The sequence below is a fragment of the Lentzea alba genome, assembly GCF_011067745.1.
Taxonomy (GTDB): Bacteria; Actinomycetota; Actinomycetes; order Mycobacteriales; family Pseudonocardiaceae; genus Lentzea; species Lentzea alba.
Map to the genome: position 1 here is coordinate 147,760 of NZ_JAAMPJ010000017.1, position 24,996 is coordinate 172,755.

General features: G+C 67.6%; 22 protein-coding genes. 5 read left to right on the forward strand and 17 right to left on the reverse strand.

Features of this window, described 5'->3' with window-relative positions; genetic code table 11:
• The first annotated feature begins 10 nt into the window (after positions 1–10).
• Together G7043_RS43230 and G7043_RS43235 are read left to right on the forward strand one after the other, a co-directional pair.
• A complete protein-coding gene (locus tag G7043_RS43230) occupies positions 11–1,003 on the forward strand; it encodes a TIGR03842 family LLM class F420-dependent oxidoreductase (RefSeq protein WP_166054731.1) in 993 nt (330 codons plus the stop codon).
• A 16-nt stretch (positions 1,004–1,019) separates the two neighbouring features.
• Entirely contained in the window at positions 1,020–3,356 is a 2,337-nt protein-coding gene (locus G7043_RS43235; RefSeq protein ID WP_166054732.1) for a tetratricopeptide repeat protein, read from the forward strand.
• Positions 3,357–3,359: 3 nt separating this feature from the next.
• On the opposite strand, the gene G7043_RS43240 is transcribed toward G7043_RS43235, so the two are convergent.
• From G7043_RS43240 to G7043_RS43280, 9 genes are all read right to left on the reverse strand, one after another.
• Positions 3,360–4,310 carry an NUDIX hydrolase gene (locus G7043_RS43240; RefSeq protein WP_166054734.1) on the reverse strand — a complete coding sequence of 317 codons (951 nt, stop codon included), beginning with the start codon at positions 4,308–4,310 and terminating at the stop codon, positions 3,360–3,362.
• Positions 4,307–5,419 carry a glycosyltransferase family 4 protein gene (locus G7043_RS43245; protein WP_166054736.1) on the reverse strand — a complete coding sequence of 371 codons (1,113 nt, stop codon included), beginning with the start codon at positions 5,417–5,419 and terminating at the stop codon, positions 4,307–4,309. The genes G7043_RS43240 and G7043_RS43245 overlap by 4 nt, the downstream gene beginning before the upstream one ends.
• 13 nt (positions 5,420–5,432) lie before the next feature.
• A complete protein-coding gene (locus tag G7043_RS43250) occupies positions 5,433–6,335 on the reverse strand; it encodes a phosphatidylinositol mannoside acyltransferase (RefSeq protein WP_166054738.1) in 903 nt (300 codons plus the stop codon).
• On the reverse strand, positions 6,332–6,934 hold the full coding sequence (gene pgsA, locus G7043_RS49040; protein ID WP_166054740.1) for a phosphatidylinositol phosphate synthase: 603 nt from the start codon (positions 6,932–6,934) through the stop codon (positions 6,332–6,334). The genes G7043_RS43250 and pgsA overlap by 4 nt, the downstream gene beginning before the upstream one ends.
• 129 nt (positions 6,935–7,063) lie before the next feature.
• On the reverse strand, positions 7,064–7,903 hold the full coding sequence (locus G7043_RS43260; protein ID WP_166054743.1) for a helix-turn-helix domain-containing protein: 840 nt from the start codon (positions 7,901–7,903) through the stop codon (positions 7,064–7,066).
• A 291-nt stretch (positions 7,904–8,194) separates the two neighbouring features.
• Positions 8,195–8,374 (reverse strand): hypothetical protein, encoded by a 180-nt coding sequence (locus G7043_RS43265; RefSeq protein WP_166054745.1) that lies wholly within the window; start codon positions 8,372–8,374, stop codon positions 8,195–8,197.
• A gap of 61 nt (positions 8,375–8,435) precedes the next feature.
• Positions 8,436–8,984 (reverse strand): HIT family protein, encoded by a 549-nt coding sequence (locus G7043_RS43270; RefSeq protein ID WP_086667784.1) that lies wholly within the window; start codon positions 8,982–8,984, stop codon positions 8,436–8,438.
• Positions 8,981–10,996 (reverse strand): threonine--tRNA ligase, encoded by a 2,016-nt coding sequence (thrS, locus tag G7043_RS43275; protein WP_166054747.1) that lies wholly within the window; start codon positions 10,994–10,996, stop codon positions 8,981–8,983. The genes G7043_RS43270 and thrS overlap by 4 nt, the downstream gene beginning before the upstream one ends.
• Positions 10,997–11,030: 34 nt before the next feature.
• The gene (locus G7043_RS43280; protein WP_166054749.1) at positions 11,031–11,522 is read right to left on the reverse strand and encodes a GNAT family N-acetyltransferase; all 492 of its coding nucleotides are present in this window, start codon (positions 11,520–11,522) and stop codon (positions 11,031–11,033) included.
• A 188-nt stretch (positions 11,523–11,710) separates the two neighbouring features.
• Here G7043_RS43280 and G7043_RS43285 point away from each other — a divergent pair, with 188 nt between their 5' ends.
• Positions 11,711–11,995: a hypothetical protein gene (locus G7043_RS43285; RefSeq protein ID WP_166054751.1), complete on the forward strand. Its 285-nt coding sequence runs from the start codon at positions 11,711–11,713 to the stop codon at positions 11,993–11,995.
• 70 nt (positions 11,996–12,065) lie between these two features.
• Positions 12,066–12,575 carry a hypothetical protein gene (locus tag G7043_RS43290; RefSeq protein WP_166054493.1) on the forward strand — a complete coding sequence of 170 codons (510 nt, stop codon included), beginning with the start codon at positions 12,066–12,068 and terminating at the stop codon, positions 12,573–12,575.
• 120 nt (positions 12,576–12,695) lie between these two features.
• On the opposite strand, the gene G7043_RS43295 is transcribed toward G7043_RS43290, so the two are convergent.
• The 6 genes from G7043_RS43295 to G7043_RS43320 form a co-directional block, all read right to left on the reverse strand.
• The gene (locus tag G7043_RS43295) at positions 12,696–14,345 is read right to left on the reverse strand and encodes an AMP-binding protein (protein ID WP_166054753.1); all 1,650 of its coding nucleotides are present in this window, start codon (positions 14,343–14,345) and stop codon (positions 12,696–12,698) included.
• Between the two features lie 185 nt (positions 14,346–14,530).
• The gene (locus G7043_RS43300) at positions 14,531–15,229 is read right to left on the reverse strand and encodes a FadR/GntR family transcriptional regulator (RefSeq protein ID WP_390829533.1); all 699 of its coding nucleotides are present in this window, start codon (positions 15,227–15,229) and stop codon (positions 14,531–14,533) included.
• A complete protein-coding gene (locus G7043_RS43305; RefSeq protein WP_166054754.1) occupies positions 15,230–15,997 on the reverse strand; it encodes a 3-oxoacyl-ACP reductase in 768 nt (255 codons plus the stop codon). It abuts the gene before it with no gap.
• Positions 15,998–16,027: 30 nt separating this feature from the next.
• On the reverse strand, positions 16,028–17,380 hold the full coding sequence (locus G7043_RS43310) for an aldehyde dehydrogenase family protein (protein WP_166054756.1): 1,353 nt from the start codon (positions 17,378–17,380) through the stop codon (positions 16,028–16,030).
• The gene (locus tag G7043_RS43315) at positions 17,377–18,072 is read right to left on the reverse strand and encodes a gamma-glutamyl-gamma-aminobutyrate hydrolase family protein (protein ID WP_166054758.1); all 696 of its coding nucleotides are present in this window, start codon (positions 18,070–18,072) and stop codon (positions 17,377–17,379) included. Before G7043_RS43315 ends, G7043_RS43310 begins: the two co-directional genes overlap by 4 nt.
• Entirely contained in the window at positions 18,059–19,399 is a 1,341-nt protein-coding gene (locus G7043_RS43320; protein WP_166054760.1) for a glutamine synthetase family protein, read from the reverse strand. Before G7043_RS43320 ends, G7043_RS43315 begins: the two co-directional genes overlap by 14 nt.
• A gap of 111 nt (positions 19,400–19,510) precedes the next feature.
• Here G7043_RS43320 and eat point away from each other — a divergent pair, with 111 nt between their 5' ends.
• Complete coding sequence (gene eat / locus G7043_RS43325) at positions 19,511–20,935, forward strand: ethanolamine permease (protein ID WP_166054763.1); 1,425 nt, start codon at positions 19,511–19,513, stop codon at positions 20,933–20,935.
• Positions 20,936–20,985: 50 nt separating this feature from the next.
• On the opposite strand, the gene G7043_RS50235 is transcribed toward eat, so the two are convergent.
• Positions 20,986–22,956 carry a tetratricopeptide repeat protein gene (locus G7043_RS50235; protein ID WP_166054765.1) on the reverse strand — a complete coding sequence of 657 codons (1,971 nt, stop codon included), beginning with the start codon at positions 22,954–22,956 and terminating at the stop codon, positions 20,986–20,988.
• 58 nt (positions 22,957–23,014) lie between these two features.
• Entirely contained in the window at positions 23,015–24,955 is a 1,941-nt protein-coding gene (locus G7043_RS50240; protein WP_166054767.1) for a tetratricopeptide repeat protein, read from the reverse strand.
• Between the last annotated feature and the right edge of the window lie 41 nt (positions 24,956–24,996).

A 24,996-nucleotide genomic window follows, 5' to 3' on the forward strand; every position in this document is an offset into this window, starting at 1 on the left:
AAGGAACACCGTGGACTTCGGCATCGTGCTGCAGACCGACCCGCCGGCGCGGGACGTGGTGGAAGGCCTCCGTGCCGCCGAGGACTGCGGCTTCCGCTACGGCTGGACGTTCGACTCCTGTGTGCTGTGGCAGGAGCCGTTCGTCATCTACTCGCAGGTGCTCAGCGCCACCCGCGACCTGATCATCGGCCCCATGGTCACCAACCCGTCCACAAGGGACTGGTCGGTGACGGCATCGCTCTTCGCGACGCTGAACGACATGTTCGGCAACCGCACGGTCTGCGGCATCGGCCGGGGCGACTCGGCCCGCCGCGTGATCGGCCAGAAGCCCGCCTCCCTGGCCACGCTGGGTGACGCGATGCACGTGATCAAGGAACTGGCAGAAGGGCGTTCCGTCGAACACCACGGCACGGCGGTGCAAATTCCGTGGGTGCGCAACGGAAAGCTCGAAATGTGGATGGCCGCGTACGGTCCCAAGGCGCTGAAGATGGTCGGCGAGCAGGCCGACGGCTTCATCCTGCAGACCGCCGACCCGGACATCGCGCGCTGGACGATCGGCTCGGTCCGCGAGGCCGCCGTCGCGGCCGGCCGTGACCCGTCGGCCATCACGATGTGCGTGGCGGCACCTGCCTACGTCGGAACCGATCTCCCCCATCAGCGGGATCAGTTGCGGTGGTTCGGCGGGATGGTCGGCAACCACGTCGCGGATCTCGTCGCGCGGTACGGGGATTCGGGCGCCGTGCCCAAGGCCCTGACCGACTACATCAAGGACCGCGAGGGCTACGACTACTCCCACCACGGCAAGGCGGGCAACCGGTCGACCGACTTCGTACCGGACTCGATCGTGGACCGCTTCTGCCTGGTCGGTCCGGAGTCCGCGCACGTGGAACGGTTGCAGGAGCTCAAGGAGATCGGCGTCGACAACTTCGCGCTTTACCTGATGCACGACGAGAAGGACAAGACGCGCGACGCGTACGGATCGTCGATCATCTCGGCTGTTTAGGTTCATACTGTCTGGCATGTCCGACGACCTGCCCACCGTGTCCAACTCCGTGGAGGACACGTCCGGGCAGGTCGTCCAGGTAGGCGCCGTCTACGGCGACATCAATCTCCACCAGTCGGCCAACCGCAACCCGTTGCCGCTGCGCGCCGGCCTGATCCCGCTGCGCGCGGCCTCTTTCCAGGAACGCGCGAACCTCATCACCGACCGCGTCACCGTGCTCTTCGGAATGGGCGGAGTCGGGAAGACCCAACTGGCCGCCGACCACGCCGAACGCCGCTGGGAAGCCGGCGACGTCGAACTCCTGGTGTGGGTGACCGCAAGCTCGCGTGAAGCGATCGTGTCCGCCTACGCCGACGCCGCCACCAAGCTCACCGGACAGCCCGGATCCGCGCGAACCTTGCTGGAGTGGCTAGCTACGACGACTGCACCGTGGTTGGTGGTGCTCGACGACCTGCGAACACCGGCCGACCTGGCCCAGCTGTGGCCACCGTCGAGCTCGAACGGCCAAGTCGTGGTGACCACGCGACGCCGTGACTCTGCTCTTCGCGGCCATCGCCGAACCCTCGTCGAGGTGGACGTCTTCGACGAACTCGAAGCCCTCACCTATCTGCGAACGGTGCTGGCCGACCAGCCACGGTTGCTCGACGACGCCGAGGGCCTCGTGCAGGACCTGGGACACCTGCCGGTGGCGCTCGCCCCGGCAGCCGCGTACATGGTGGACAAGCACCTGTGCTGCTCCGAGTATCGGACCCGCTTCGCCGCACGACGTCTGGCGCACGTCGTGCCGGACGACGACGGCCTGCCCGACGAACACCAGGCCACGGTCGCGGCAACCTGGTCGCTGTCCGTGGAACTCGCAGACCGGCTGGCCCCCGCAGGACTGGCTGGCCCGCTGCTGGACATCGCCAGTGTGCTGGACCCCAACGGAATTCCGGTCGCGGTGTTCACCGCCAGGGCGACGCTTGAGGTGCTGAGCAAGGCGGCGAGACGTCGAGTCGACGCGGCAGACGCGCGAGACGGACTTGGCTGCCTGCACCGGCTCAGCCTGATCACCGTGGACTTCAGCGCAACGTCACGCGAAGTACGAGTGCACCCGTTGGTGCAACGTGCGACCCTCGACGCGTGGCCGGACGAGAGAACAGGTCCGCTCGCGAGAACCGCTGCCACGGCGTTGGGCCAGGTGTGGCCGGAGGTGGAACGAGACACCGTGCTGAGCCAGGTTCTGCGTTCGAACGTGGACGCGCTCGCAGCGATCGGTCAGGAGGAGCTGTGGCGTCCAGATTGCCACATCGTCCTGCTCCTCGCGGGACACAGCAGGTCCGAAGCCGGTCTGCTGGCCGAAGCCAGGGACTACTACGACTCCCTGCTCGAGATCGCCGGCCGTCTGCTCGGTCCTGATCACCAGGACACGATGATCCTTCGCAACAACCGCGCTATCGCCCAGAGCGGGGCAGGTGATCTGCGGGGAGCCGCGGCAGCGTTGGAGGAGCTTCTCGCCGACTACCTCCGCTTGCGAGGACCCGACCACCCCCGCACCCTGGCCACCCGGAACAACCTGGCGTACCTGTTGAAAGCGGTCGGCGACCGCGCCGGAGCGGTCGCCGCCTACGAAGACGTTCTCGCCGACCGGCTGCGCGTCTTGGGCCCCCACCACCCGGACACCCTGCTCAGCCGCAACAATCTCGTCCTGACGCAGGCCGAAGCCGATGACCACGAGACGGTGATCGCGGCCTACCAGGACGTTCTCGCCGACCATCTCCGCGTCCTCGGCCCCGACCACCCGGACACCCTGCTCGCCCGGATGAACCTGGCCCGTCGACTCGGCGACTCCGGGGAGATCGCCGAGGAACTCGCGGCTCTGCGGCAACTTCGCGTCGACGCTCTCCGCGCTCTCGGACCTGACCACCCCAACACCTTCATGATTCGGAACAACCTCGCCATGTCACTGGCTGACTCCGGCGATCACGACGCAGCGGTCTCAGCGATCCGGGAAGTTCTCGCTGACCGGCTGCGCGTCCTCGGGCCTGAGCACCCGGAGACCATGATCACCCGCCGCAATCTCGCCCAGATTCAAGCCAAGGGCGGCGACCACGAAGCAGCGATCACCAGCTACCAGACAGTTCTCGCCGATCGTCTCCGCGTCCTCGGCCCGGACCACCCCGACACGCTGCGCACTCGGAGCGGCCTCGGCTACGTGCAGGCGAAGACAGGCGATCTGCGGGGAGCGCTGGCCACGTTCGAGCAACTCCTCACCGACAACCTCCGCGTCTTCGGGCCCGATCACTCCGAATTCCAGACGACCCGACGCGTGCGCGACCTTTTGAGAAACCGGCTGGGCGACGTGGAAGCTTGACCATCACCGCACGGTGCGGGTCTCGCCGTCCCACTCCGCGGCGAGCGTCGGCAGCAGTTCGGCCAGCTGCACCGGGTACACGGCGTCCTCTGTGGACTCCAGCTCCTCGGCGCTCCACCACCGATGCCCGGTGATGGTGGACTCCTCGACGTCGTTGAACCCCGAGGTGTCGACGGCGAGCTCGCCGTCGATGCGCGCGTAGAAGAACCACTCCTCCGCGTCGAATGTCTGGCCGTCGAAGCTGAACACCGCGCGCCGCCGCCACACCGGGCCGATGAGCGACTCCGGCGCGAGTTTCACGCCGGTCTCCTCGAAGGCCTCGCGGAGGGCCGTGTCGCGCAGTTCCTCGCCGTCCTCGACGCCGCCGCCGACGGTGAACCAGAACTTCTCCTGCGGTCGTGCCGGGTCGAAGCCCTGGAAGAGCAGCACTCGGCCCGCGGGATCGGTCAGCACGACGCGGGCGGACGGGCGGGGGGTCAGCATGACGGCTTCGGCCGGGGTGGTGGGCTCGGCGATCTCGAAGTACGACGGCTGCGGCGCGGTGCCAGCGAGGCGCAGCCAGCGCACGATGCGGCGGCGGCGTTGCAGCAGCGTGTCGCGGACGGCGTCGTTGTGCACTCGGCGGGCGAGCATGACGCGTTCTTCGGCGTCGGAGAGTTCGGCGGCCAGGGCAGGCGCCAAGGAAGACCGGTCCAGGGCGCCCAGAAGACCGGAGAGTTCGTTCTCGGCGAGTTCACGCTCCGAGCGAGACGCCGACTCGGCACGAGAAGCCGCCGCGGACAGTTCGGGGTCGAGCAGCGCGCGGGTGACGACCGCGCGGCGGGCCAGGGCGGCGTCCACGGCGGCCCAGGCGGCGTCGGTGCGGACGTGCAGGCGGTCGAGGCGGTTCGCGATCGCCAGGATCCAGGCGGCCAGCAGGAGTGCTACCAGGACGATGAAAAGAGCCGTGGTCATGCCTCGCTCACCCGGCGCGGGTCGGCGGCGATCGCGGTCTCGTAGACGCGCAACACCTGCGACGCCACCACGGACCAGTCGAAGGCCTGCACGCGTTGGGAAGCGATGTCGACGTACTCGGCGCGCAGACCCGAATCCCGCAGCACAGACCGCAACGCGTCCGCCAGGCCGCGGGCGTCGCCGACCGGGAACAGCACGCCCGCCTTGCCGTCGTCGAGCACGCGGCGGAACGCGTCGAGGTCCGACGCCACCACCGCGGTGCCGGCGGACATGGCCTCGGTCAGGATGATGCCGAACGACTCGCCGCCGGTGTTCGGTGCGACGTAGACGTCCACCGAACGCAGCATCCGGGCCTTCTCGACGTCGTCGACCTGGCCCAGCAGATCGACCCGCGAGGCGAAAGGTCCGTCGAACTCCGTCTCGCCTCGGCCCACGACCAGCAGGCGCAGGTCCGGGAACTCGTCGGCGATCAGGCCGAACGCTTCCCACAACACGGGCATGCCCTTGCGCGGCTCGTCGTAGCGGCCGACGAAGCCGATGGTGCCGCCCGGCCGCGGGTAGCCGTCCAAAGTGGACGCCGAGGCGAAGAAGTCCACGTCCACGCCGTTCGGGATTTCCACCGCGTCGCCGCCGAGGTGCTCCACCTGCACGCGGCGGGCCAGCGCGGACACGGCGATGCGGGCGGTGACCTTCTCCAGGAACGGCTGCAGCACGCCCTGGAACGCCGACAACATCTTCGACCGCGGCGTCGAGGTGTGGAAGGTGGCGACGATCGGGCCGTCCGCGACCACCAACGCCAGGAACGACAGGGACGGCGCCGTGGGCTCGTGCAGGTGCAGGACGTCGAACTGGTGCTCGTCGATCCAGCGGCGGACCCGCGCGTACGAGACAGGGCCGAACGACAGACGCGCCACCGAGCCGTTGTACGGGATGCCGACCGCGCGGCCCGCGGACGTGACGAACGGAGGCAGTTCCTGGTCGTCGTCGGCCGGTGCGAGGACGTTGACGGAGTGCCCGAGGCCGATCAGGGCGCGGGCGAGGTCGACGACGTGGGCCTGCACTCCCCCTGGTACGTCCAAGGAGTACGGGCAGACGATGCCAACCTTCATCTGGGCACCACCTTCACCGCGAGAGCCTCCTGGCCAGCGCGGCGCGGCGACTCTCGGGCAGGTCGGCGAGCCAGAGCTTCTGCAGCATGTGCCAGTCCGCCGGGTGCGCGGCGATGTCGGCGGCGAACACGTCCGCGACGGCCTGGGTGGCCGCCTGGACGGTGCTGACCTTGATCGGCGGATGGATGCGGAAGTGCCAGCCGTCCTCGGTGAACCAGCAGCCGACCGGGAGCAGCGCGGCCCCCGTGGTGGCGGCGAGGTGCGCGGGGCCCGCGGGCATCAGGGTCTGTTCGCCGAAGAACGTCACGGGCACGCCGGACGAGGTCAGGTCGCGGTCGGCCAGCAGGCACACGACCTTGTTGGCCCGCAGCCGCTCGGCCAGCACCGTCGCGGGTGGACGGTCGCCGCCGTTCAGCGGCAGCACCTCGAAGCCGAGGGTCTCGCGGAACTCCACGAACCTGCGGTAGAGCGACTCGGGCTTCAACCGCTCGGCGACCGTCGTGAACGTGCCGGAGTGGCCGACCAGCCAGACGCCGGCCATGTCCCAGTTGCCGCTGTGCGGCAGCGCGACGACCGCGCCGGTGCCCTCGCTCAGCGCGGCGTCGAGGTTCTCCACGCCGGACACCTGCGAGTCGCACTTCTCGTAGGCGGCGCGCAGATCCATCGACGGCAAGCGGAACGCCTCGCACCAGTACCGCGCGTACGACCGCAGCGAGTCGCGCACCAGTCCGTCGAGCTCTTCCTCGCCCGCCTGCGGCACGACGCGGCGCAGGTTCGTCCGCAGCTGCGCAACGCTCTCGCCGCCCCGTTTCGCGGCGAAGTCGGCGCCTGCCCGGAACAGAGCCCGCGCCCACGACTGCGGCAGCAACCGGATGAGCCGCCAGCCCGCCGTGTAGCCGAGGGTCGCGAGGTTCACGCGGCCTCCCGCGCCGACTTCGCCACGGCGAAGATCCGCTGCAGCACCGTCGCCACGGTCATGACCGCGAGCAGCCACAACGAGATGTCCATCAGGTACGGCACACCCAGCCCCTGCACACCGGCACCGACCAGCGCGACGATGAACCGCTCGGCTCGTTCGGCCAGGCCACCGTCGGCGCTCAGCCCGGACGCGTCGGCGCGCGCCTTCACGTACGAGATCACCTGCGAGGCGACCAGGCAGATGAACCCGGCCGCGGCGGTCCACCGGTTGCCGGTGTCGAACGCGTACCAGGTGAGCGCGGCGAACAGCGCACCGTCCGCGATGCGGTCGCAGGTGGCGTCGAGCACGGCACCGAACTTCGTGGGCCCCTGCGCGCGGGCCATGGCCCCGTCGATCAGGTCGAGCAGCACGAAGAACGTCACCAGGGCGCAGCCGAGGAACAGCTGCCCGCGGGGGATGAACCACAGCGCGCTGGCCACGGCACCGATGGTGCCTGCCACGGTGACGGCGTTGGGCGTGAGGCCACGCGCCAGCAACCACGCCCCGATCGGATCGGTGACGCGCGAGACGGACGCGCGAGCGAAGATGTTCAGCATGGCGTGTCGCAGCCTAGCTGGGCTGCCGAAACACGCTGCTCGCGGGTAACGGGAGTACCCGCGGAGATCCCTCTGGTAGACGGCCGGCGAGCACTGTCCGGTGATTGACAGCACCCGCGAGCGATCCTGCTAACCGAGCCGGCGGTGATCCTCGGCGATGCGTTTCAGCAACGCCTGCAACTCCTCTCCCCGCACCGCCAGCCTTTCGAGCCGTCCGAACAACGCGAGGTACTCCCGCACGTCGAGCGGATCGGTGATGGTGGCGTTGCCGGTCAGCACGCTGACCGTGACAACGCGCTCGTCGTAGATGTGGAAGCCGTGCAGGGCAACCACATTCGCGTCGGCCGACCACGGCACGACACCAAGACGGACGTTCGGGCGGCGCTGGATGGCGGCCAGGTGTTCCACCTGTTCCGCCATCAGTTCGGCCGAGCCCATCCGCCAGCGCAGCGCGCCCTCGGAGAGCAGGAACACGAACTGCTTGGCCAGGTCGTCCATCCGAGAACGCCGGATGCGCAAGGCCGCCACCGCGGCCTCCTGCTCCGACTGCGGCATCGTCCCCAGCACGATTCGCAGGTAGGCCTCGGACTGCAACAACGCGGGCACCAGGTTGACCTGGAAGAACCTCGATGTCGCCGCCCGCGCCTCCACGCGAGTGATCGTCTGCTGGTGGCGGTGCGCCCCTCGGTGCAGCACGACTCGGCGGGTTTCCGCCTCCGCGTGCAGCGACCTGGCGAGTTCGACCAGTTCGATGCGCGTCTCTCTCGACGCGGACAATTCCGCGACGAGACGCTCCACGTCGGTGACGGACGGGAGCAGCATGCCGTTCTCGATCTTCGACAGCTTTGACTGGCTCATCCCGGTGGCACGGGCGGTGGCCGTGCCGGTCATCTTCGCCTCGGTGCGCAACCGGCGTAACTCACGCGAAAGCCGTTCTCTCGCTAATCGCGAACGCTCAGGTGCGGTCATGTTCGCACCGTAACCATCCGCACACGCGGAGACGATCGGCCATCGGCGGGGACTTGACTTGCAGTTGACACCTCCAGGTGGGTGATCTCACGCACCTGGAATCGTTTTGTGCTGCCGTTACGTCTCGATCGGTTGACTAGAAACACCCGAAAGTTGTAATCGATCTATTCCGCGCGACGTGGAAACTGGCCTGATTGTCCTACCCGGACAAGCACGAGTGGTTTTTGTCACTCTTTTGTCCAGTAATTGGTACGGCTTTCAATCACATCCTGGACTAAACGCCGCGTTTAGTCATACGCGCTTACGTCCGCGCAATACCGCGCGCACCCCGAACCCGATGGCACCGAGGATCAGCAAGAAGCCGATGGCACCGAGTCCCGGTGCGTCGTCAGCGTCGGCGTACATGATCGCACCGACGCCCAGCGCCACCACGAGGACACAGCAGACCAGGGGAAGCAGCAGTCTAGGCATGGATCGACTATCACTCGTGATCTATCGAAAGTCAACAGATAACGAGCGTCCAACGATCAACTCAGCCGACGGCCTTCCAGCCGTCCGCCAGCAGCTGGCGGGTCTCCCCGAGCAGTTGCGGCAACACCTTCGTGTGCCCGATGACCGGCATGAAGTTCGCGTCCCCACCCCACCTCGGCACGACGTGCTGGTGCAGATGCGCGGCAATCCCGGCACCGGCGACGACACCCTGGTTCATGCCGACGTTGAACCCGTGCGGCGCCGCGACGTGTCGCGCCACCCGCATCGCCTTCTGCGTGAACGCGGCGAACTCGGCGGTCTCCGACTCCGTCAGGTCGGTGTAGTCCGGCACGTGCCGATACGGCAGCACCATCAGATGACCGGGGTTGTACGGGTAGAGGTTCAAAACAGCGAAGACCTCGGCACCGCGAGCGATGATCAGGCCGTCCGAGTCGTCCAACTCGACAACTCGGCAGAACGGGCACCCGGAAGGTTCGTCACCGTCCGCCTTGCCCTCGCCCTTTACATACGACAAGCGGTGCGGAGTCCACAAACGCTGCAATGCGTCGTGGACCCCGACACCGTCCTGCTCGGAAAACTCAGACGTCACGAGAGCAGTTCCGCCGTGGGCGAGGCGTTCTCGCGGCGCTGCACCCACTCGACGATCTGTTCGACCGCCCGCTCCACCGGAACGCCGTTGATCTGCGTGCCGTCGCGGAACCGGAACGACACCGCGTTCGCCTCCACGTCCTTGGCGCCGGCCAGGAGCATGAACGGCACCTTCTGCATGGTGTGGTTGCGGATCTTCTTCTGCATGCGGTCGTCGGACGCGTCGACGTCCATGCGGATGCCCTGCTTGCGCAGGACTTCCCGCAGCGCGAACAGGTGGTCCGCGTTCTCGCTGGTCACCGGGATGCCCATGACCTGCACCGGCGCGAGCCACGCCGGGAACGCGCCCGCGTAGTGCTCGGTCAGCACGCCGAAGAACCGCTCGATCGAGCCGAACAACGCGCGGTGGATCATGATCGGCTGCTGGCGCGAGCCGTCCGGCGCGGTGTACTCCAGCTCGAACCGCTTCGGCTGGTTGAAGTCCAGCTGGATGGTCGACATCTGCCACGAACGGCCGATGGCGTCCTTGGCCTGCACGGAGATCTTCGGGCCGTAGTACGCGGCGCCACCGGGGTCCGGCACCAGCTCGAGGCCGGAGTCGATCGCGGCCTGTCGCAGCGTCTCGGTCGCCTCTTCCCACTCCTGCGGGTCACCGATGAACTTCGGCGAGTCGTCGCGAGTGGAAAGCTCCAGGTAGAAGTCGGTCAGACCGTAGTCGGCGAGCAGGTCCAGCACGAACTTGAGCAGCGACCGAAGCTCACCCGGCATCTGCTCCTTCGTGCAGTAGATGTGCGAGTCGTCCATCGTCAGACCGCGCACCCTGGTGAGGCCGTGCACCACGCCGGACTTCTCGTACCGGTAGACCGTGCCGAACTCGAACAGCCGCAGGGGCAGCTCGCGGTAGGACCGCCCGCGCGACCTGAAGATCAGGTTGTGCATCGGGCAGTTCATGGCCTTGAGGTAGTAGTCCTCACCCTCGAACTCGATGGGCGGGAACATCGTGTCGGCGTAGTACGGCAGGTGGCCGGAGGTGTGGAACAGCCCGCTCTTGCTGATGTGCGGGGTGTTCACGAACTCGTAGCCGGACTCCTCGTGCCTGCGGCGCGCGTAGGTCTCCAGCTCGCGGCGGATGATGCCGCCCTTCGGGTGGAACACCGCCAGGCCGGAGCCCAGCTCGTCCGGGAACGAGAACAGGTCCAGCTCGACACCCAGCTTGCGGTGGTCGCGGCGCTCGGCCTCGGCCAGGCGCTCCAGGTACGCGTCCTGCGCCTCCTGCGACTCCCACGCGGTGCCGTAGATGCGCTGCAGCTGCGGGTTGTTCTCGTTGCCCCGCCAGTACGCGGCGGCGACGCGGGTCAGCTTGAACGCCGGGATGTGCTTCGTGGTCGGCACGTGCGGGCCGCGGCACAGGTCGCCCCACACCTGCTCGCCGGAGCGCGGGTCGAGGTTGTCGTAGATCGTCAGCTCGCCGCCGCCGACCTCCATGATCTCACTGGTGTCGACGTCGCTCTTGATGTCGACGAGCTCCAGCTTGAACGGCTCCTTCGCGAGCTCGCTCTTCGCGGCGTCGATCGACTCGACCACCCGGCGCGAGAACCGCTGCGAGGACTTGATGATCTGCTTCATGCGCTTCTCCAGCGCCTGCAGGTCCTCGGGCGTGAACGGCTTCTCGACCTGGAAGTCGTAGTAGAAACCGTCCTTCACGGGCGGGCCGATGCCGAGCTTGGCCTCGGGGAACTGCTGCTGCACCGCCTGCGCCAGCACGTGCGCGGCGGAGTGGCGGATGACGCTGCGGCCGTCCTCGGTGTCCGCGGCGACGGCCTCGACCTCGACGTCGACCTGCGGGGTCCACGACAGGTCGCGCAGGTGGCCCTCGGCGTCCTTCACGACGACGATCGCGTCGGAGCCCTTGCCGGGCAGCCCGGCCTCGCGCACGGCCGTGCCCGCCGTCGTCCCAGCCGGAACCACCACGCGAGGCGGGTTCTGGGCGACTACTGGGCGCGACTCGGACACGATGACTCCTAGTTGGAAGTTTTCGGTTTGCGGATCAGATGCTATCGGTGCTCAAGATGGACATGACGATCGCGTCGTAGAAGACGCCGTCCCAGAGCAGGGCGTCCCTCAGCCGGCCTTCCTCGCGGAAGCCGCACTTCTTGTAGACGTGGATCGCCCGTTCGTTGAACTCGTACACCTCCAGGTCGACCCGGTGCAGGTCGAGCACGTTGAACGCGTGGTCGAGGACGTGCTTGATCGCGATGGTGCCGTAGCCCTTGCCGAAGCCGTCCCAGAGCGCGATCCGAAGTCCCGACTTCCGGTTGTGCGCGTCGATCGGGTTCAGCACGACCTCGCCGATGCACTTCCCGTCCTCGACGATGGCGCGGGTGTAGCGGTCCGGATCGTTGAGCGTGCGCTCGACGTACGCCTCGTAGTCCTGCAGCGTGAACGTGGCGTGCGTGCCGGTGAGCCGGTTGACCTCGGCGTTGTCCGAACTCGCGTGCAGCTGTGCGGCGAACTCAGGGCGGAGCGGTACGAGTTCCATGCCTCCATCGAACCGGGTGCGCGCAACCGGTTTGTGGAACCGGACGCTCCGAGCGTGCGTCAGTTAGCTCGACCGGGTGGTTTCCAGGCCGCGATTCATACGCAGACGGTTCTGAGTGGTTTTTCGGATGCGTCTCGATGGGCGGGGCGAGCAGTCTGTGTGCCCGGCCCGCCGTTAGGAGCACCGACATGCACGACCTGGTCGTCGAATGCCCGGTCCACCTCACCGAGTCCAACCGGGACGAACTGCGCCTGCTCTACACCGACCTGCGCGACCACTACGCGCGCCGCGACGCCCGTGACGGCACGCGCACGACGCTGCACTTCGTGTGGTCCGGCGTGCTCGATCCCGAACTCTTCGGTGCGACCTACGCCGACCAGCGGCACGTCTTCATCGCCTCCCGCCCCGTGATCAACTCCTTGCGAGGCGCTGACCTGCCCGAATCGCTGCGTCACGGCGTCTGCACGGCCTGATCGTCCGGCTTCAGGAAACGGACAGGCGGCTGTCAGCCTCAGCTCAGCCGAACGGCGCATCGTTGAGGACATGAGCGAGCAGGGACCGACGCCTCCGCGGGAGCAGTCGAGCAACGAACCGCAGGCCGCCCAGCCTGCACCGGACCAGGCAACGACCCCGCTGCCGGCCGAAGCACCGGCCACGCCTGGTCAGCACCCCGCCCCGGACCAGCCGGCGGCGACAGCGGCGGAACCACCCCCGGCGACAGCACCGGCCACGCCACAGCCGGCACCGACAGCCGCGGAAGCACCCCCGGCAGCGGCACCGATCCCTTCGGCTGCAGCACCCGCCAGCCGTGGCCGCGCGAGGCGTTTCGCGGGACACCGCGCCACCCAACTGGTGGCCGTGGGACTGCTGGGCCTCGTCCTCGGCGGCGGCATCGTGGGAGCCGTCGCAGCTAACCGCTTCGACGACCGCGGCGGACCGGGTCACGTCCGCGTCCACGACCGAGGCGACCGCGGCCCGGACCGCGGTGATCGGGGTGACCGCTTCGAGCAGCGCGGTCCGTTCAGCGACCGCGGCGACCGCGGCGAGCGGTAACCCGACCGAGCGCACGACTCACGTCCTGCCCGAGTCCCCGACGACGTGAGTCGTGCGCTCCCCAAAGCCATGAACGGCGCTTTCGTGGACCCCAAGTCCACAAAAGCGCCGTTCATGGCTTTAGTTCGAGTGCGGTTGCGAGCCCAGTCTGATCGCCAGCAGCTGGCGTCGGAGCACTTTGCCGGTCGCGTTGCGCGGCAGCTTCGGCACGACGACGACCTCGCGCGGAACCTTGTGCCGAGCCAGCCGGGTCCGCACGAACTCGCGCAGCTCCCGCACGTCGATCCGCGCCCCCGCCACCGGCACCACGAAGGCGCGCAACCGTTGCCCGTACTCGGGGTCCGGCACGCCGAGCACCGCCGCGTCGCGCACGCGGTAGTGCGTCATCAACAGGTTCTCCACCTCGACCGGGTACACGTTCTCGCCGCCGGACACGATCATGTCGTCCTCGCGGCCGTCGAAGTAGAGCCGTCCACTCGGGTCGAAGTGGCCGAGGTCGCCGGTCGCGACGAGGCCGTCGATGCGTTCCTTCTGCGAGCCGTCGGTGTACTCGTCGACGGTCAGCGAGCCGCGCACGAAGATCCGGCCGGTCACGAACGACCGGGTGATCCGGTTTCCGTCGTTGTCGTAGACGCGGACGATGCAGTTGTGCGGTGGCATGCCGACGCTCGACGGCGCGGCTTCGAGGTCCTGAGGCGTGGCCACGGTGGCGACGGCGACCTCCGTCGAACCGTAGAGGTTGTAGAGCACCGGACCGAGCACGGCCTGGGTGCGGTGCACGAGGTCCGTCGGGATCGCGGCGCCGGAGCAGAACACCACGCGCAGGTGGCGCAGGTCGAACGAGTCGATCACGGACCGGTCCAGTTCCATGATCCGCTGCAGCATCGTCGGCACCAGCACGATCGTCGTGCAGCGCTGGCCCTGCACCGACCACAGCGTCTTGCGCGGGTCGAACCGGCGTTGCAGCACCGCGCGCGAGCCGAGCGACATGGCGAGGGTCAGGTGCGAGTAGCCGACGGAGTGGAAGATCGGCGCGGCGATGAACGTCGATTCCCCGGAGTGCATGGGGATGCGGTCGAGGAAGTCCGATGCCGTCAGGACCGACTTGATCTCGCGGGCGGTGCCCTTCGGCACGCCGGTCGTTCCGGACGTCAGCTGGATGACGACACCCGGTTCGCGCGGGGGTTCCAGTTCGCCGCGCGGGGCTTTCGCCACCAGCTGGTCGAGTGTCGGCGTGCGACGGTCGAGTCCGTCGCGCGACCAGGCGAGCCAGCGCGGGATCGACGGCGGCAGCTGGTGGAACAGCGGCGTGAACTCCTCGTCGTGAATGACGAGCGACGCGCGTTCACGTTGCAGAAGGTCCAAAACGACCGGAGCGCCGAAGCCCGTGTTCACCAACAACACGCGGACGCCGAGCTTCGCGCACGCCAGCAGCGACTCGACCATGCCGCGGTGGTTGCGGCACATCAACGCGACGATGTGGGTGTGCTGCACCCCCAGCGCGCGCAAGCCCTGCGCGATCGCGGTGGAACGCCGGTCGAGCTGGCGGTAGGTCATCGAACCGCGTTCGTCGACGATCGCGACACCGTCCGGGTTCAGCAGAACGGAACGGCGCAGTGCCGTGACGTTCGGCCCCCAGACCTTCACCTCTTTCAACGCCTGCACGGACATCTTGAAGTTCCTGAGACTCACCATGCCCGCGGCGGACAAGACACGGAGTGAGTGCACCCGGCCCATGGCGTCGCGAAACACCTTGCGCAACCCTGGCATCAACAGCTCCTCGCGCTGCAAGTCCCCGAGGTATTCGGACGGTAACTGTCCGCAAGGCTCACGCCAAGTGTTGTTCCATGCGGAATTCGCATGACAACGGGACAGTTGAACCTGAAAACGTTTTCACGTTGCTGTTTTCTGACAACAACCCTTCCACACTGCTGCCTTTGCCGGAGTCTGACCGGTCAGACCAAAAAGCCGCGCAGCAGTGATGCCGTTCCGTCGAGGTGCTCGGCCATCGCCTGCCGTGCCGACGCCGGGTCTCCGTCCAAAATGGAGGTGATGATGCGCTCGTGCTGGGCGTTGGAGTGCGCGAGGTTCGGTTCGAGCAGCGGGATGGTGTCGAGCAGCTCGTTGACCCGCATGCGCGAGTCGGCGACCGCGGCCGTCAGTGCCGCGGACCCGGTGGCCTCGGCGATCGCGAGGTGCAGCCGCGAGTCCTTGCGCCGGTACTCCCCCACCGACGCGGTGGAGGCCTCTTCCAGCCGGGCCCGCAGCCCGCGCCGTTCGGCGGGTCCCAGCGAGCGACCCGCCGCGGCTTCCGCGGCTCCCGTCTCCAGGACCTTCCTCAACGTCAGCGCGTCGTGGATGTCGCCGAACTCCTTGCCGGGCGCGGGCTTCGGGATCACTTCGTTGACGAACGTGCCCCCGTACCGGCCGCGCCGGGACTCGACGTAGTCGTTCTCCTGAAGGGACCTGATGGCCTCGCGCACGGTCACCCGGCTCACGCCGAGCCGGGTGGCCAGATCCCGTTCGGACGGCAGCCGCTCGCCCGGCGCGACGACGCCGAGCCGGATGGCCTGCATGAGCCGTTCGACGGTCTCCTCGAAGGCGTTGCCCGCTCGCACGGGACGGAACAACGCCTCCTGCGCGTGTTCCATCATCTACAGGGGTGTCACGTACGCGCCGGCGATGCCGCCGTCCACGAGGAAGTTCGACGCGGTCATGAACGACGAGTCGTCGGACGCGAGAAACGCGACCGCCGCGGCGATTTCCTCGGGTTCGGCGAACCTACCGAGCGGTACGTGCACCAGCCGACGCGCGGCCCGCTCCGGGTCCTTCGCGAACAGCTCCTGCAGCAGCGGGGTGTTGACCGGCCCGGGGGAAAGCGCATTCACCCGGATGCCCTCGCGCGCGAACTGCACGCCGAGCTCACGCGACATCGCCAGCACGCCGCCCTTCGACGCCGTGTAGGAGATCTGCGAGGTGGCCGCGCCCATCGTCGCCACGAACGACGCCGTGTTGATGATGGAACCCTTGCCGTTGGCCTGCATGTGCGGAATGGCGTACTTGCAACACAAATAAACCGACGTGAGGTTCACCTTCTGCACGCGGTCCCACGCCTCGATGCCCGTGGTCAGGATCGAGTCGTCGTCAGGCGGCGAGATGCCCGCGTTGTTGAACGCGATGTCCAGCTTGCCGTAAGTGTCCACAGTGGTCTGGAAGAGGGCCTTGACCTGTTCCTCGTCGGTCACGTCGACCTGGACGAACAGCCCGCCGACCTCGTCCGCGGCCGCCTTGCCGGACGCGGGGTCGAGATCGGCGACGACGACCTTCGCGCCTTCGCTCGCGAACCTGCGCGCGGTCGCGAGGCCGATGCCGCTAGCGCCACCCGTCACGACGGCCACGCGGCCCTCGAGTCGCTGCACCATCTGTTGTTCTCCTGTCAGGTATGCCGAAAATCAGGTGGCGATGAAGACGTTCTTGACTTCGGTGAAGGAATCCAGCGCGTCCGGTCCGAGCTCACGGCCGAGACCCGACTGCTTCACGCCGCCGAAAGGTGTCCAGTAGCGGACGGAAGAATGCGAGTTGACAGACAGGTTTCCGGCCTCGATCGCCCGTGACACCCGGATCGCCCGGCCGACGTCCTGCGTCCAGATCGAACCGGACAGCCCGTACTCGGAGTCGTTCGCGATCCTGATGGCGTCGGCCTCGTCGGAGAACGGCAGCACCACGACGACCGGTCCGAAGATCTCCTCGGTGACGGTCACGTGGTCCGCGGGAGGCGTCAGGACCGTCGGCGGGAACCAGAAACCGGGTCCGTCCGGCGAGGTTCCGCGGAAGGCGACATGGGCGTCGTCCGGCACGTAGGACGCCACCTTCCCGAGGTGCGCCGCGGTGATGAGCGGCCCCATCTCGGTCGCCTCGTCACCGGGCTCGCCGACCTTGACGCCCTTGACCGCGGGCTCCAGCAGTTCCATGAACCGGTCGTAGACGCTGGCCTGCACGAGGATCCGCGACCGCGCGCAGCAGTCCTGCCCGGCGTTGTCGAACACCCCGTACGGCGCCGTGGCGGCCGCCTTCTCCAGGTCGGAGTCGGCGAAGATCACGTTCGCCGACTTGCCGCCCAGCTCCAGCGTCACCCTCTTCACCTGGTCCGCGCAGCCGGCCATGATCTGCTTGCCGACCTCGGTCGAGCCCGTGAAAACGACCTTGCGCACCAACGGATGCGTGACGAACCGGTTGCCGACCACGCTGCCCTTGCCCGGCAGCACCTGGAACACGCCCTCCGGGAGGCCCGCCTCCAGCGCGAGCTCGCCCAGACGGATCGCGGTCAGCGGCGTGACCTCGGCGGGCTTCAGCACGACCGTGTTGCCGGCGGCCAGTGCCGGGGCGAACCCCCATCCCGCGATCGGCATCGGGAAGTTCCACGGCACGATCACGCCGACGACGCCCAGCGGTTCGTGGAACGTGACGTTCAGCCCGCCGGGCACCGGGATCTGCTTGCCGAACAACCGTTCCGGCGCGGCCGAGTAGTACTGCAGCACGTCGCGGACGTTGCCGGCCTCCCAGCGGGCGTTGCCGATGGTGTGCCCGGAGTTCTCGACCTCCAGCTGCGCCAGCTCTTCGTTGTGCGCGTCGACGAGGTCGGCGAACCTGCGCAGCAACCGGCCGCGATCACCGGGGGCGACGTTCCGCCAGCTCTCGAACGCCTTCTGCGCCCGGACGATCGCCGCGTCCGTCTCTTCGAGAGAGGTGTGCGGTACGGACCGCACGACCTTCTCGGTGGCGGGGTTGATGACGTCAAAGGTCACGACGCTCTTCTCCTTGCGGCTTCGACCAGCGCTTCGAACAGCCTCAGGTCTTCGATGTCCTGCTCGGGGTGCGACTGCACGCCGACGACGAACGGGGCGCCTTCCAGTTCGACGGCCTCGACGGTGCCGTCGGGCGCGGCCGCGGTGACGCGCAGCCCGTCCGCGACCCGGTCCAGCGACTGGTGGTGATGACACTGCACGGTCGTCGCGTCGCCGAGGACGTCGTGCAGCCGGGAGTCGCCGACGATCTCGATGTCGGTGTGCTCGAAGACGCCCGGCGCCGGGTTGTGGCCCTCGATGTGCTGGTGCAACGTGCCGCCCAGCGCCACGTTGAGCACCTGCATGCCCCGGCAGACGCCGAGCACCGGCAGGTCGAGCTTCAACGCCGCCTCGACCAGCGCGAACTCGGCGTCGTCGCGGTCACGGCGTGGTTCGCCGGTCAGCTCGTGCTTGGCGGCACCGTAGGCGGCGGGGTCGATGTCCGCGCCGCCCGCGATCACCAGTCCGTCCAGGAACCCGATCGTCTCGGCGCTCCAGGTGCCGACCGGCGGCAGCATGACCGGGTTGCCGCCCGCCTTGACCACGCAGTCGAGGTAACCGCGGTAGAGCACCGCGGCTTCCACGTCCCAGTGGCCGAAGCGCGTGCGCTCCAGGTACGTGCTGATGCCGATGAGTGGCTTAGAGGCGCTCAAACCCGCGTACCTTCTCCCAGTCCGTGATCGCCGCCTCGAACGCGTCGAGCTCGACCTTCGCCGCGTTCAGGTAGTGGTCGACGACCTCCTTGCCGAACGCCTCCCGCGCGATCTCGCTGGCCGCGAACAGGTCCGCGGCCTCACGCAGCGTCGTGGGCACGGTCGGCCGGTCCGAGGCGTAGGCGTTGCCGACGAACTCGTCCTCGAGCTCCAGCTTCTGCTCGACGCCGTGCAGGCCGGCCGCGATCAACGCCGCCACCGCGAGGTAGGGGTTCACGTCGCCACCGGGTACCCGGTTCTCGAACCGCAAAGACTGACCGTGGCCGACGACCCGCAACGCGCACGTCCGGTTGTCCCGGCCCCACGCGACGGCGGTCGGCGCGAACGACCCCTTCACGAAACGCTTGTAGGAGTTGATGTTCGGCGCGAGGAAGTAGGTGAACTCCCGCAACGCGGCGAGCTGCCCGGCGACGAAGTGCTTCATCATCTCCGACATGCCGTGGCCCTCGGCGAACACCGGCTCGCCGTCCTTGGAGCGCAGCGACAGGTGGATGTGGCAGGAGTTGCCCTCGCGTTCGTTGTACTTCGCCATGAACGTGAGCGACTTGCCCTGCTGTGAGGCGATCTCCTTGGAGCCGTTCTTGTAGATGGCGTGCTGGTCGCACGTCCGCAGCGCCGTCGTGTAGCGGAACGCGATCTCGTGCTGGCCGGGGTTGCACTCGCCCTTGGCCGACTCGACGACCATGCCCGCGCCCGTCATGCCGTTGCGAATGGCCCGCAGCAACGGCTCAACGCGCGCGGTGCCGAGCAACGAGTAGTCGACGTTGTACTGGTTGGACGGTGTGAGGTTGCGGTAGCCGGCGTTCCAGGCCTGCTCGTACGTGTCGTCGAAGACGATGAACTCGAGCTCGGTGCCGACGTAGCACTCCAGCCCGAGCGCGGCGAGCCGGTCGAGCTGCTTGCGCAGGATCTGCCGCGGCGAGGCGACGACGGGATCGCCGTTCTCCCACACGAGATCGCACATGACGAGCGCGGTGCCCTCCTGCCACGGCACCCGGCGCAGCGTCTCGACGTCCGGCTTCATCACGAAGTCGCCGTACCCGCGGTCCCAGCTGGACATTTCGAAACCGCTGACGGGGTTCATCTCGACGTCGACGGCGAGCAGGTAGTTGCAGCCCTCCGCGGAGTGGCCGAGCACCTCGTCGAGGAAGTACCGGGCAGCGCAACGCTTGCCCTGCAGGCGACCCTGCATGTCCACGATCGCGACCAGGACGGTGTCGATCTCACCGCTGTCCACGGCCTCGCGCAACTCCTCGACGGTCAGCATCCCGCGTTCCTCCAAAGGTATGTCAGCGAGCCATTGGCGGCTACATCTTGACACCACCGGCTCTTGAGCGCCACCCTCAGCCACCGGGTTAAAGGACTATTAGGAGTCCATATGGCCAAGCACGTCGAGTACGAGAAGGTGGGCAGCGATTACCTGGAGCACCGTCAGCTCAAACGGGGCGCGGCGGGCTGGGTCCTGCTGGCCGGGCTGGGTGTCTCGTACGTGATCTCCGGCGACTTCGCCGGGTGGAACTTCGGTCTGGCCCAGGGTGGCTGGGGCGGAATGCTGGTCGCCACGATCCTGATGGCGACGATGTACACGTGCATGGTGTTCGGTCTCGCCGAACTGGCCTCCGCACTGCCGGTCGCGGGCGCCGGCTACGGGTTCGCGAGGCGCGCGCTCGGCCCGTTGGGCGGGTACGCAACAGGTATCGCCATTCTGATCGAGTACGCCATCGCGCCCGCGGCGATCTCGGTGTTCATCGGCGACTACATCAAGGCACTGGGCATTTTGGACGCCACGTGGCCGGTGTACCTCGCGTGCTACGTGATCTTCGTCGGCATCCACCTCTACGGCGTCGGCGAGGCTCTGCGGCTGATGTTCGTGATCACCGGCGTCGCGGTGGTCGCCCTGGTCGCGTTCGTGGCGGGCATGATCCCGAAGTTCGACTCCGCCAAGCTGTTCGACATCGGCGACGGTTCGTTCCTGCCGATGGGCGTCACCGGGGCGTGGGGCGCGATCGTGTTTGCGATCTGGTTCTTCCTCGCGGTGGAAGGCGTACCGCTGGCCGCCGAGGAAGCGCGAGACCCCAAGCGCGACATGCCGCGCGGCATCATCGGCGCGATGGTGGCGCTGCTGGTGTTCGCGGCGGCGATCTTGCTGGTGGCACCCGGTGGTGCGGGGTCGAAGGTGCTGGAGGCGTCCGGAAACCCGTTGCCCGAGGCGGTTCGCGCCGCGTACGGCGGCGACACCTTCCTGGCGCAGCTGGTGAACTACGTGGGCCTGGCCGGCCTGGTGGCGTCCTTCTTCTCGATCATCTACGCCTACTCGCGGCAGCTGTTCGCGTTGTCCCGCGCGGGCTACCTGCCGCGCTGGCTGTCGAAGACCGGCAAGCGCAAGACGCCGTACCTGGCCCTGATCGTGCCCGGCACGATCGGGTTCGTGCTGGCCACGATCATGAAGACGGTCGACCCGGTGACGGGTGGCGCGCGGCTCATCAACATCGCGGTGTTCGGTGCTGCCTTGTCTTACGTGCTGATGATGGTGTCGCACATCGTGTTGCGTAAGACGGCACCGGAGTTGCCACGGCCGTACCGGACTCCTGGCGGTGTGGTCACCACGAGCGTTGCTCTGGTACTGGCGGTTGCCGCTGTGATCGCGACGTTCTTCGTCGACGAGATCGCTGCGGCGGTGACGGCGGGCATCGTGTTGCTCGCTGTTGCCTACTACTGGTTCTACAGCCGTCATCACCTGGTCGCGAACGCTCCCGAAGAGGAGTTCGCGGCGATCGCCAAGGCGGAGGCGGAGCTCGACTGACGATGTGCATTCCCCACGTTGGCACGGCCTCGATGCTGTGCCAACGTGGGTCAGCCGAAGCGGATGAGATCCAGACTGGAGAAGTGCATCAGCTCGACCCAACTGATCGGGACCGACGATGCCAACCCTGACAGAAAACTCGTCACGACAGCGACTCCGCGAACGTCTCTCAACCCGCGGAACGCTCGCAAAGCGCGGTTGTACTGCCGCTCGGCCTCCAACCGATTGCTCTGTTCGCGATGGGTGTGCCCGAGCTGGATCGCCGCGACGATCCCGGTGTGCGAGTCGGAGAGGTCCGCTTCCTTCACCACGTGCTCGAGTATTGCCGCGGCCGTCGCCGGATCGCCGAGCCTGCGACGTACCGTGGCCTGGTTGACCTGCACCCGGAGCGCCCCCAGCTCGTCACCGATCTCGCGGCGAATCTCCAAGGCCCGGTCGTACAGCTCGTCTGCTTCGTCCAGTTCACCGAGCATCTGACGTGCGTTGCCCAGATTGGTCAACGCGGAGCTCTCCAGATTTCGATCAGCAACCTCTGTTGCGTAGGCCAACACCATCTCGTGCTGCACCACCGCATCCGCGGCCAGCCGCGCGGCAAGCAGAGAACTGCCGAACAACAAGCGCGCCCTCGCCTCACCGTCAACGTCCTTCAAGCGGCGGCAGGCGTCGACGGCGCTACGCGCCACATCGCTCCAACGACCGGGGTTTCTCAGGTAGAGGTACGGCTTCATGGCCGCAGCCAGTGCGCGCTTGTGCGTGTTGGTGGCCGACTCGAACACAGACACGAGGTTCAGATACTCGTCGTCCATCCACATCAGTGCTTCGTCCCAGGTGGAGAACCTGTTGTCCGGAATCGCGGCGGGGTCGAGCCATCCAGCCGCGCTCCGCGCACCCCGCAGGTAGTGGTCAGTCAGTCGCACACCGGCACGCCGACAGAGTTGATCTTCCCTTGCGAGTTCGGCCGTGAACAGTCGCAGCAGGTCGTGCATCGCCCACCGACTGCGATCCCGACGATCGACCAACGACGCCCGCTGAAGACGCTGCAGCATCAGCCGGGCTGCGCGATTCCCCGCCTGGAAGAGGTGGGCCGCGGCCTCCAGGCTCATGTCCGGCCCCCGGTTGACCCCGAGCAGGCGCAACGCACGCTGCTCGCCCTCGCCGAGTTGCCGGTACGACAGCGCAAAGGCCGCCCTCGCAGAGAGGGCGTCCTCCTCCATGTCGAGCTCGCTGAGGCGAGTCTGTTCGTCTTCCAGCGCCGCCACCAGATCCTCGACCGTGGGGTGCGAGTCCGTCCCGAGCAGTGCGACCGCGGTGTGCAACGCAAGAGGCAGCCAGCCGCACAACTCCACGAGCCGAGCCGTTCCATCCGCGGAGGTGTTCGTGTCGTACTCCGCAGATAGACGTGTCCGAAGCAACTCCACACACGCGTCAGTCGGCAGCACGGGCACCGTCACATGCCGAGCGTTCTCCAACGCCGCAAGCCGACGCCTGCTCGTCACCAGCGACCGATGGCCAGGATGACCCGGAAGCAGCGGAAGCACCTGTGCCGCCGACAAGGCGTTGTCGACGATCAGCAACGTCGGCGGCATCTCGGCGAGAACTGTCCGCCAAAGCCACATGCGCGCCTGGTCGTCCGGCGGCACCTGCTCTGCTCGCATCCCCACGGCCACCAGCAGTGAGCCGAGTGCATGGGACACCGTGACCGGCTGATCATCGCAGCCACGCATGTCGATCATCACGACACCACCGGGGAACTCATCTCGCACCTGCCACGCGACGTGCGTGACCAGCGCTGTTTTCCCGACTCCGGGAAGTCCCGCGACAGCCGCGACGGCAACCGGTGAATCAGGGCTCAACACGCCGCGCAACTCCGCGACCTGCTCGGCCCTGCCGACGAACAACCGTCGCGGAGGCAAGCCGTTCAACCCGATCGGTTGTGGAAGGGCCTCGTTCATCGTCACGGTGCCGACCTGCACGACCGTTCCGGCAACTGAGCCTTGCACACGATTGATCTGCTTGGGCACCGCAGGATTGTGCCTGACGTACAGATGATCACCCTCCCACGGCCTTCGTGATCAGGATCTACAAGAAGTGGTCCACGTAGGCGAACCAGTCATCATCCTCATCTGACGGGTAGTCGCTCAGCTTCTGCACCATGCGCTCGATCGCGGCGGTGCCGCGATCGTCACCCAGATCCCTGCACGTCTCCAACGCACGTTCGTAGTTCTGGCGCGCAAGTCGCCGCAGCCCGGCGTCGCGGTAGGCGTGACCGAGTTGGACCGCGGCGATGACCTCGAGTGGGAAGCCTTCGATCTGTTGCTGTTCCAACGCCTCGGTGAGAGCGCGCAGCGCCAGCTTCTGCTTGCCGAGTTCGCGGTACACAGCACCGAGATTGATCAGCGTCCTCAGCGAGCCGAGCCGGTGCCCGGAGGTTCGCTGAACCGCTCGCACGTACTCGTACAGCTCCATGGCACCCATCGGGTCACCCAGTACCCGACGTGCGTTACCGATGTTCACGAGCGCCATGCTCACCAGCGCGCTGTCCCCTGCGTTCCGGGCGTGGCTCAACCCCGTCTCGTACTCCCACAACGCATCCGCTACCCGGCGCGCCGAGAGGAACGCGTTGCCGAGAGCGTTGTGCGCGATCGCCGAACCGGCGTCGTCGTTCAGCCGAACGCACGCACGCACCGCGCAACGTGCGGCGAAGATCCAGTCGCTCGCGGGTCGTCTGAGTTCGAAATACGGCTTCATCGCCGTACAAAGGTCACGCACGTGGTGGTCGGCAGCGAACGAGAAAACGGCGATCAGGTTGGGGAACTCGATGTCAGCCCACCTCAGCGCCTCCGCCCTGGTGCTGAACACAACAGGGAACTCGGCCTGGGGATCGAGGCACGTGGCCACGCCGCGTGCACCGTCCAAGTAGTGCTCGACCAACCGCACGCTCGCGACGGCACACTCGGTGTCGCCGAGTTCGGTCGCGTAGAGCCGAAGCAGATCGTGCATCAGCCATCGCCCGAACGTTCCGCGCTCGATCAGCGAGGCGCGCTGCAACCGCCTCAGCATCCGGTCGGCCGCTCGCACGGGTGAGTCCAGCAGCCGAGCCGCAGCCTCGGCACTCACGTGAGGTCCCTTGTTGACCGCGAGCAGCCGCAATGCCCTGCGTTCCGCCTCGTCGAGCCGTTCGTACGACAGATTGAAGGCAGCACGCACCGAGAGCGTGCCGTCGAGATCGAGCTCGGTGAGCCGTTCGCTCTCGTCTTCCAGCGCTTCGATCAGGTCGGTCACCGGCCGGCCTGGATCGGTGGCCAGCAGAGCGGCGACGGTTCGCAGCGCCAACGGCAACCCACCACACAACGACGAGAGCCGCTCCGCATGATCGCCCGCGTCGGTCAGCAGGCCGATCGCCGCTGCGGAGGGCAGTGCCGGCACCGTCATCCGCCCTCCCGGCAGCCCCGCGAGCCGGTGTCTGCTGGTCACCAGCACCTTGTGCGCGCCGTCACCGGGCAGCAGCGGCACCACCTGGTCCACCGCCGAGACGTTGTCGATCACCACCAGGATCGGGTGCTCGCCGTACTCCGCAAGCACGGTGCGCCACAGCCACGAGCGGCCGGGCAGATCCACCGGGACCCGCTCGGCGTGCACCCCCACGGCCCGCAAGAGCGAACCGAGCGCCGCGAACGCCGTGACCCGTTGTTCCTCGTCGTCGTACCCGCGCATGTCGATCATCACGACACCGCCGGAAAACTCACGTTTGCGACTCGCCGCCACCCGCAACGCCAGGGCGGTCTTACCGATCCCCGCCAGCCCGTCCACCAGGACGACGGGCACACTCGCGTCCGGGCGCAGCAGGTCCGACAGCACCGCGACCTGCTCGTCCCTGCCGACGAACGTCGACTGCGGCGGGAGTCCTCCCAACGCGATCGCGGGCGGCGGGGCCTCGGCAATCGTGATGGAGCCCGCCTGCACAACGTTGCCGATCACTGTGCCGTGCACACCGTTGACCGTGTTCACTCCGTGCGACACCGAACGATTGTGGCAGCACCACCTCGGTTCGAGATGCTCAT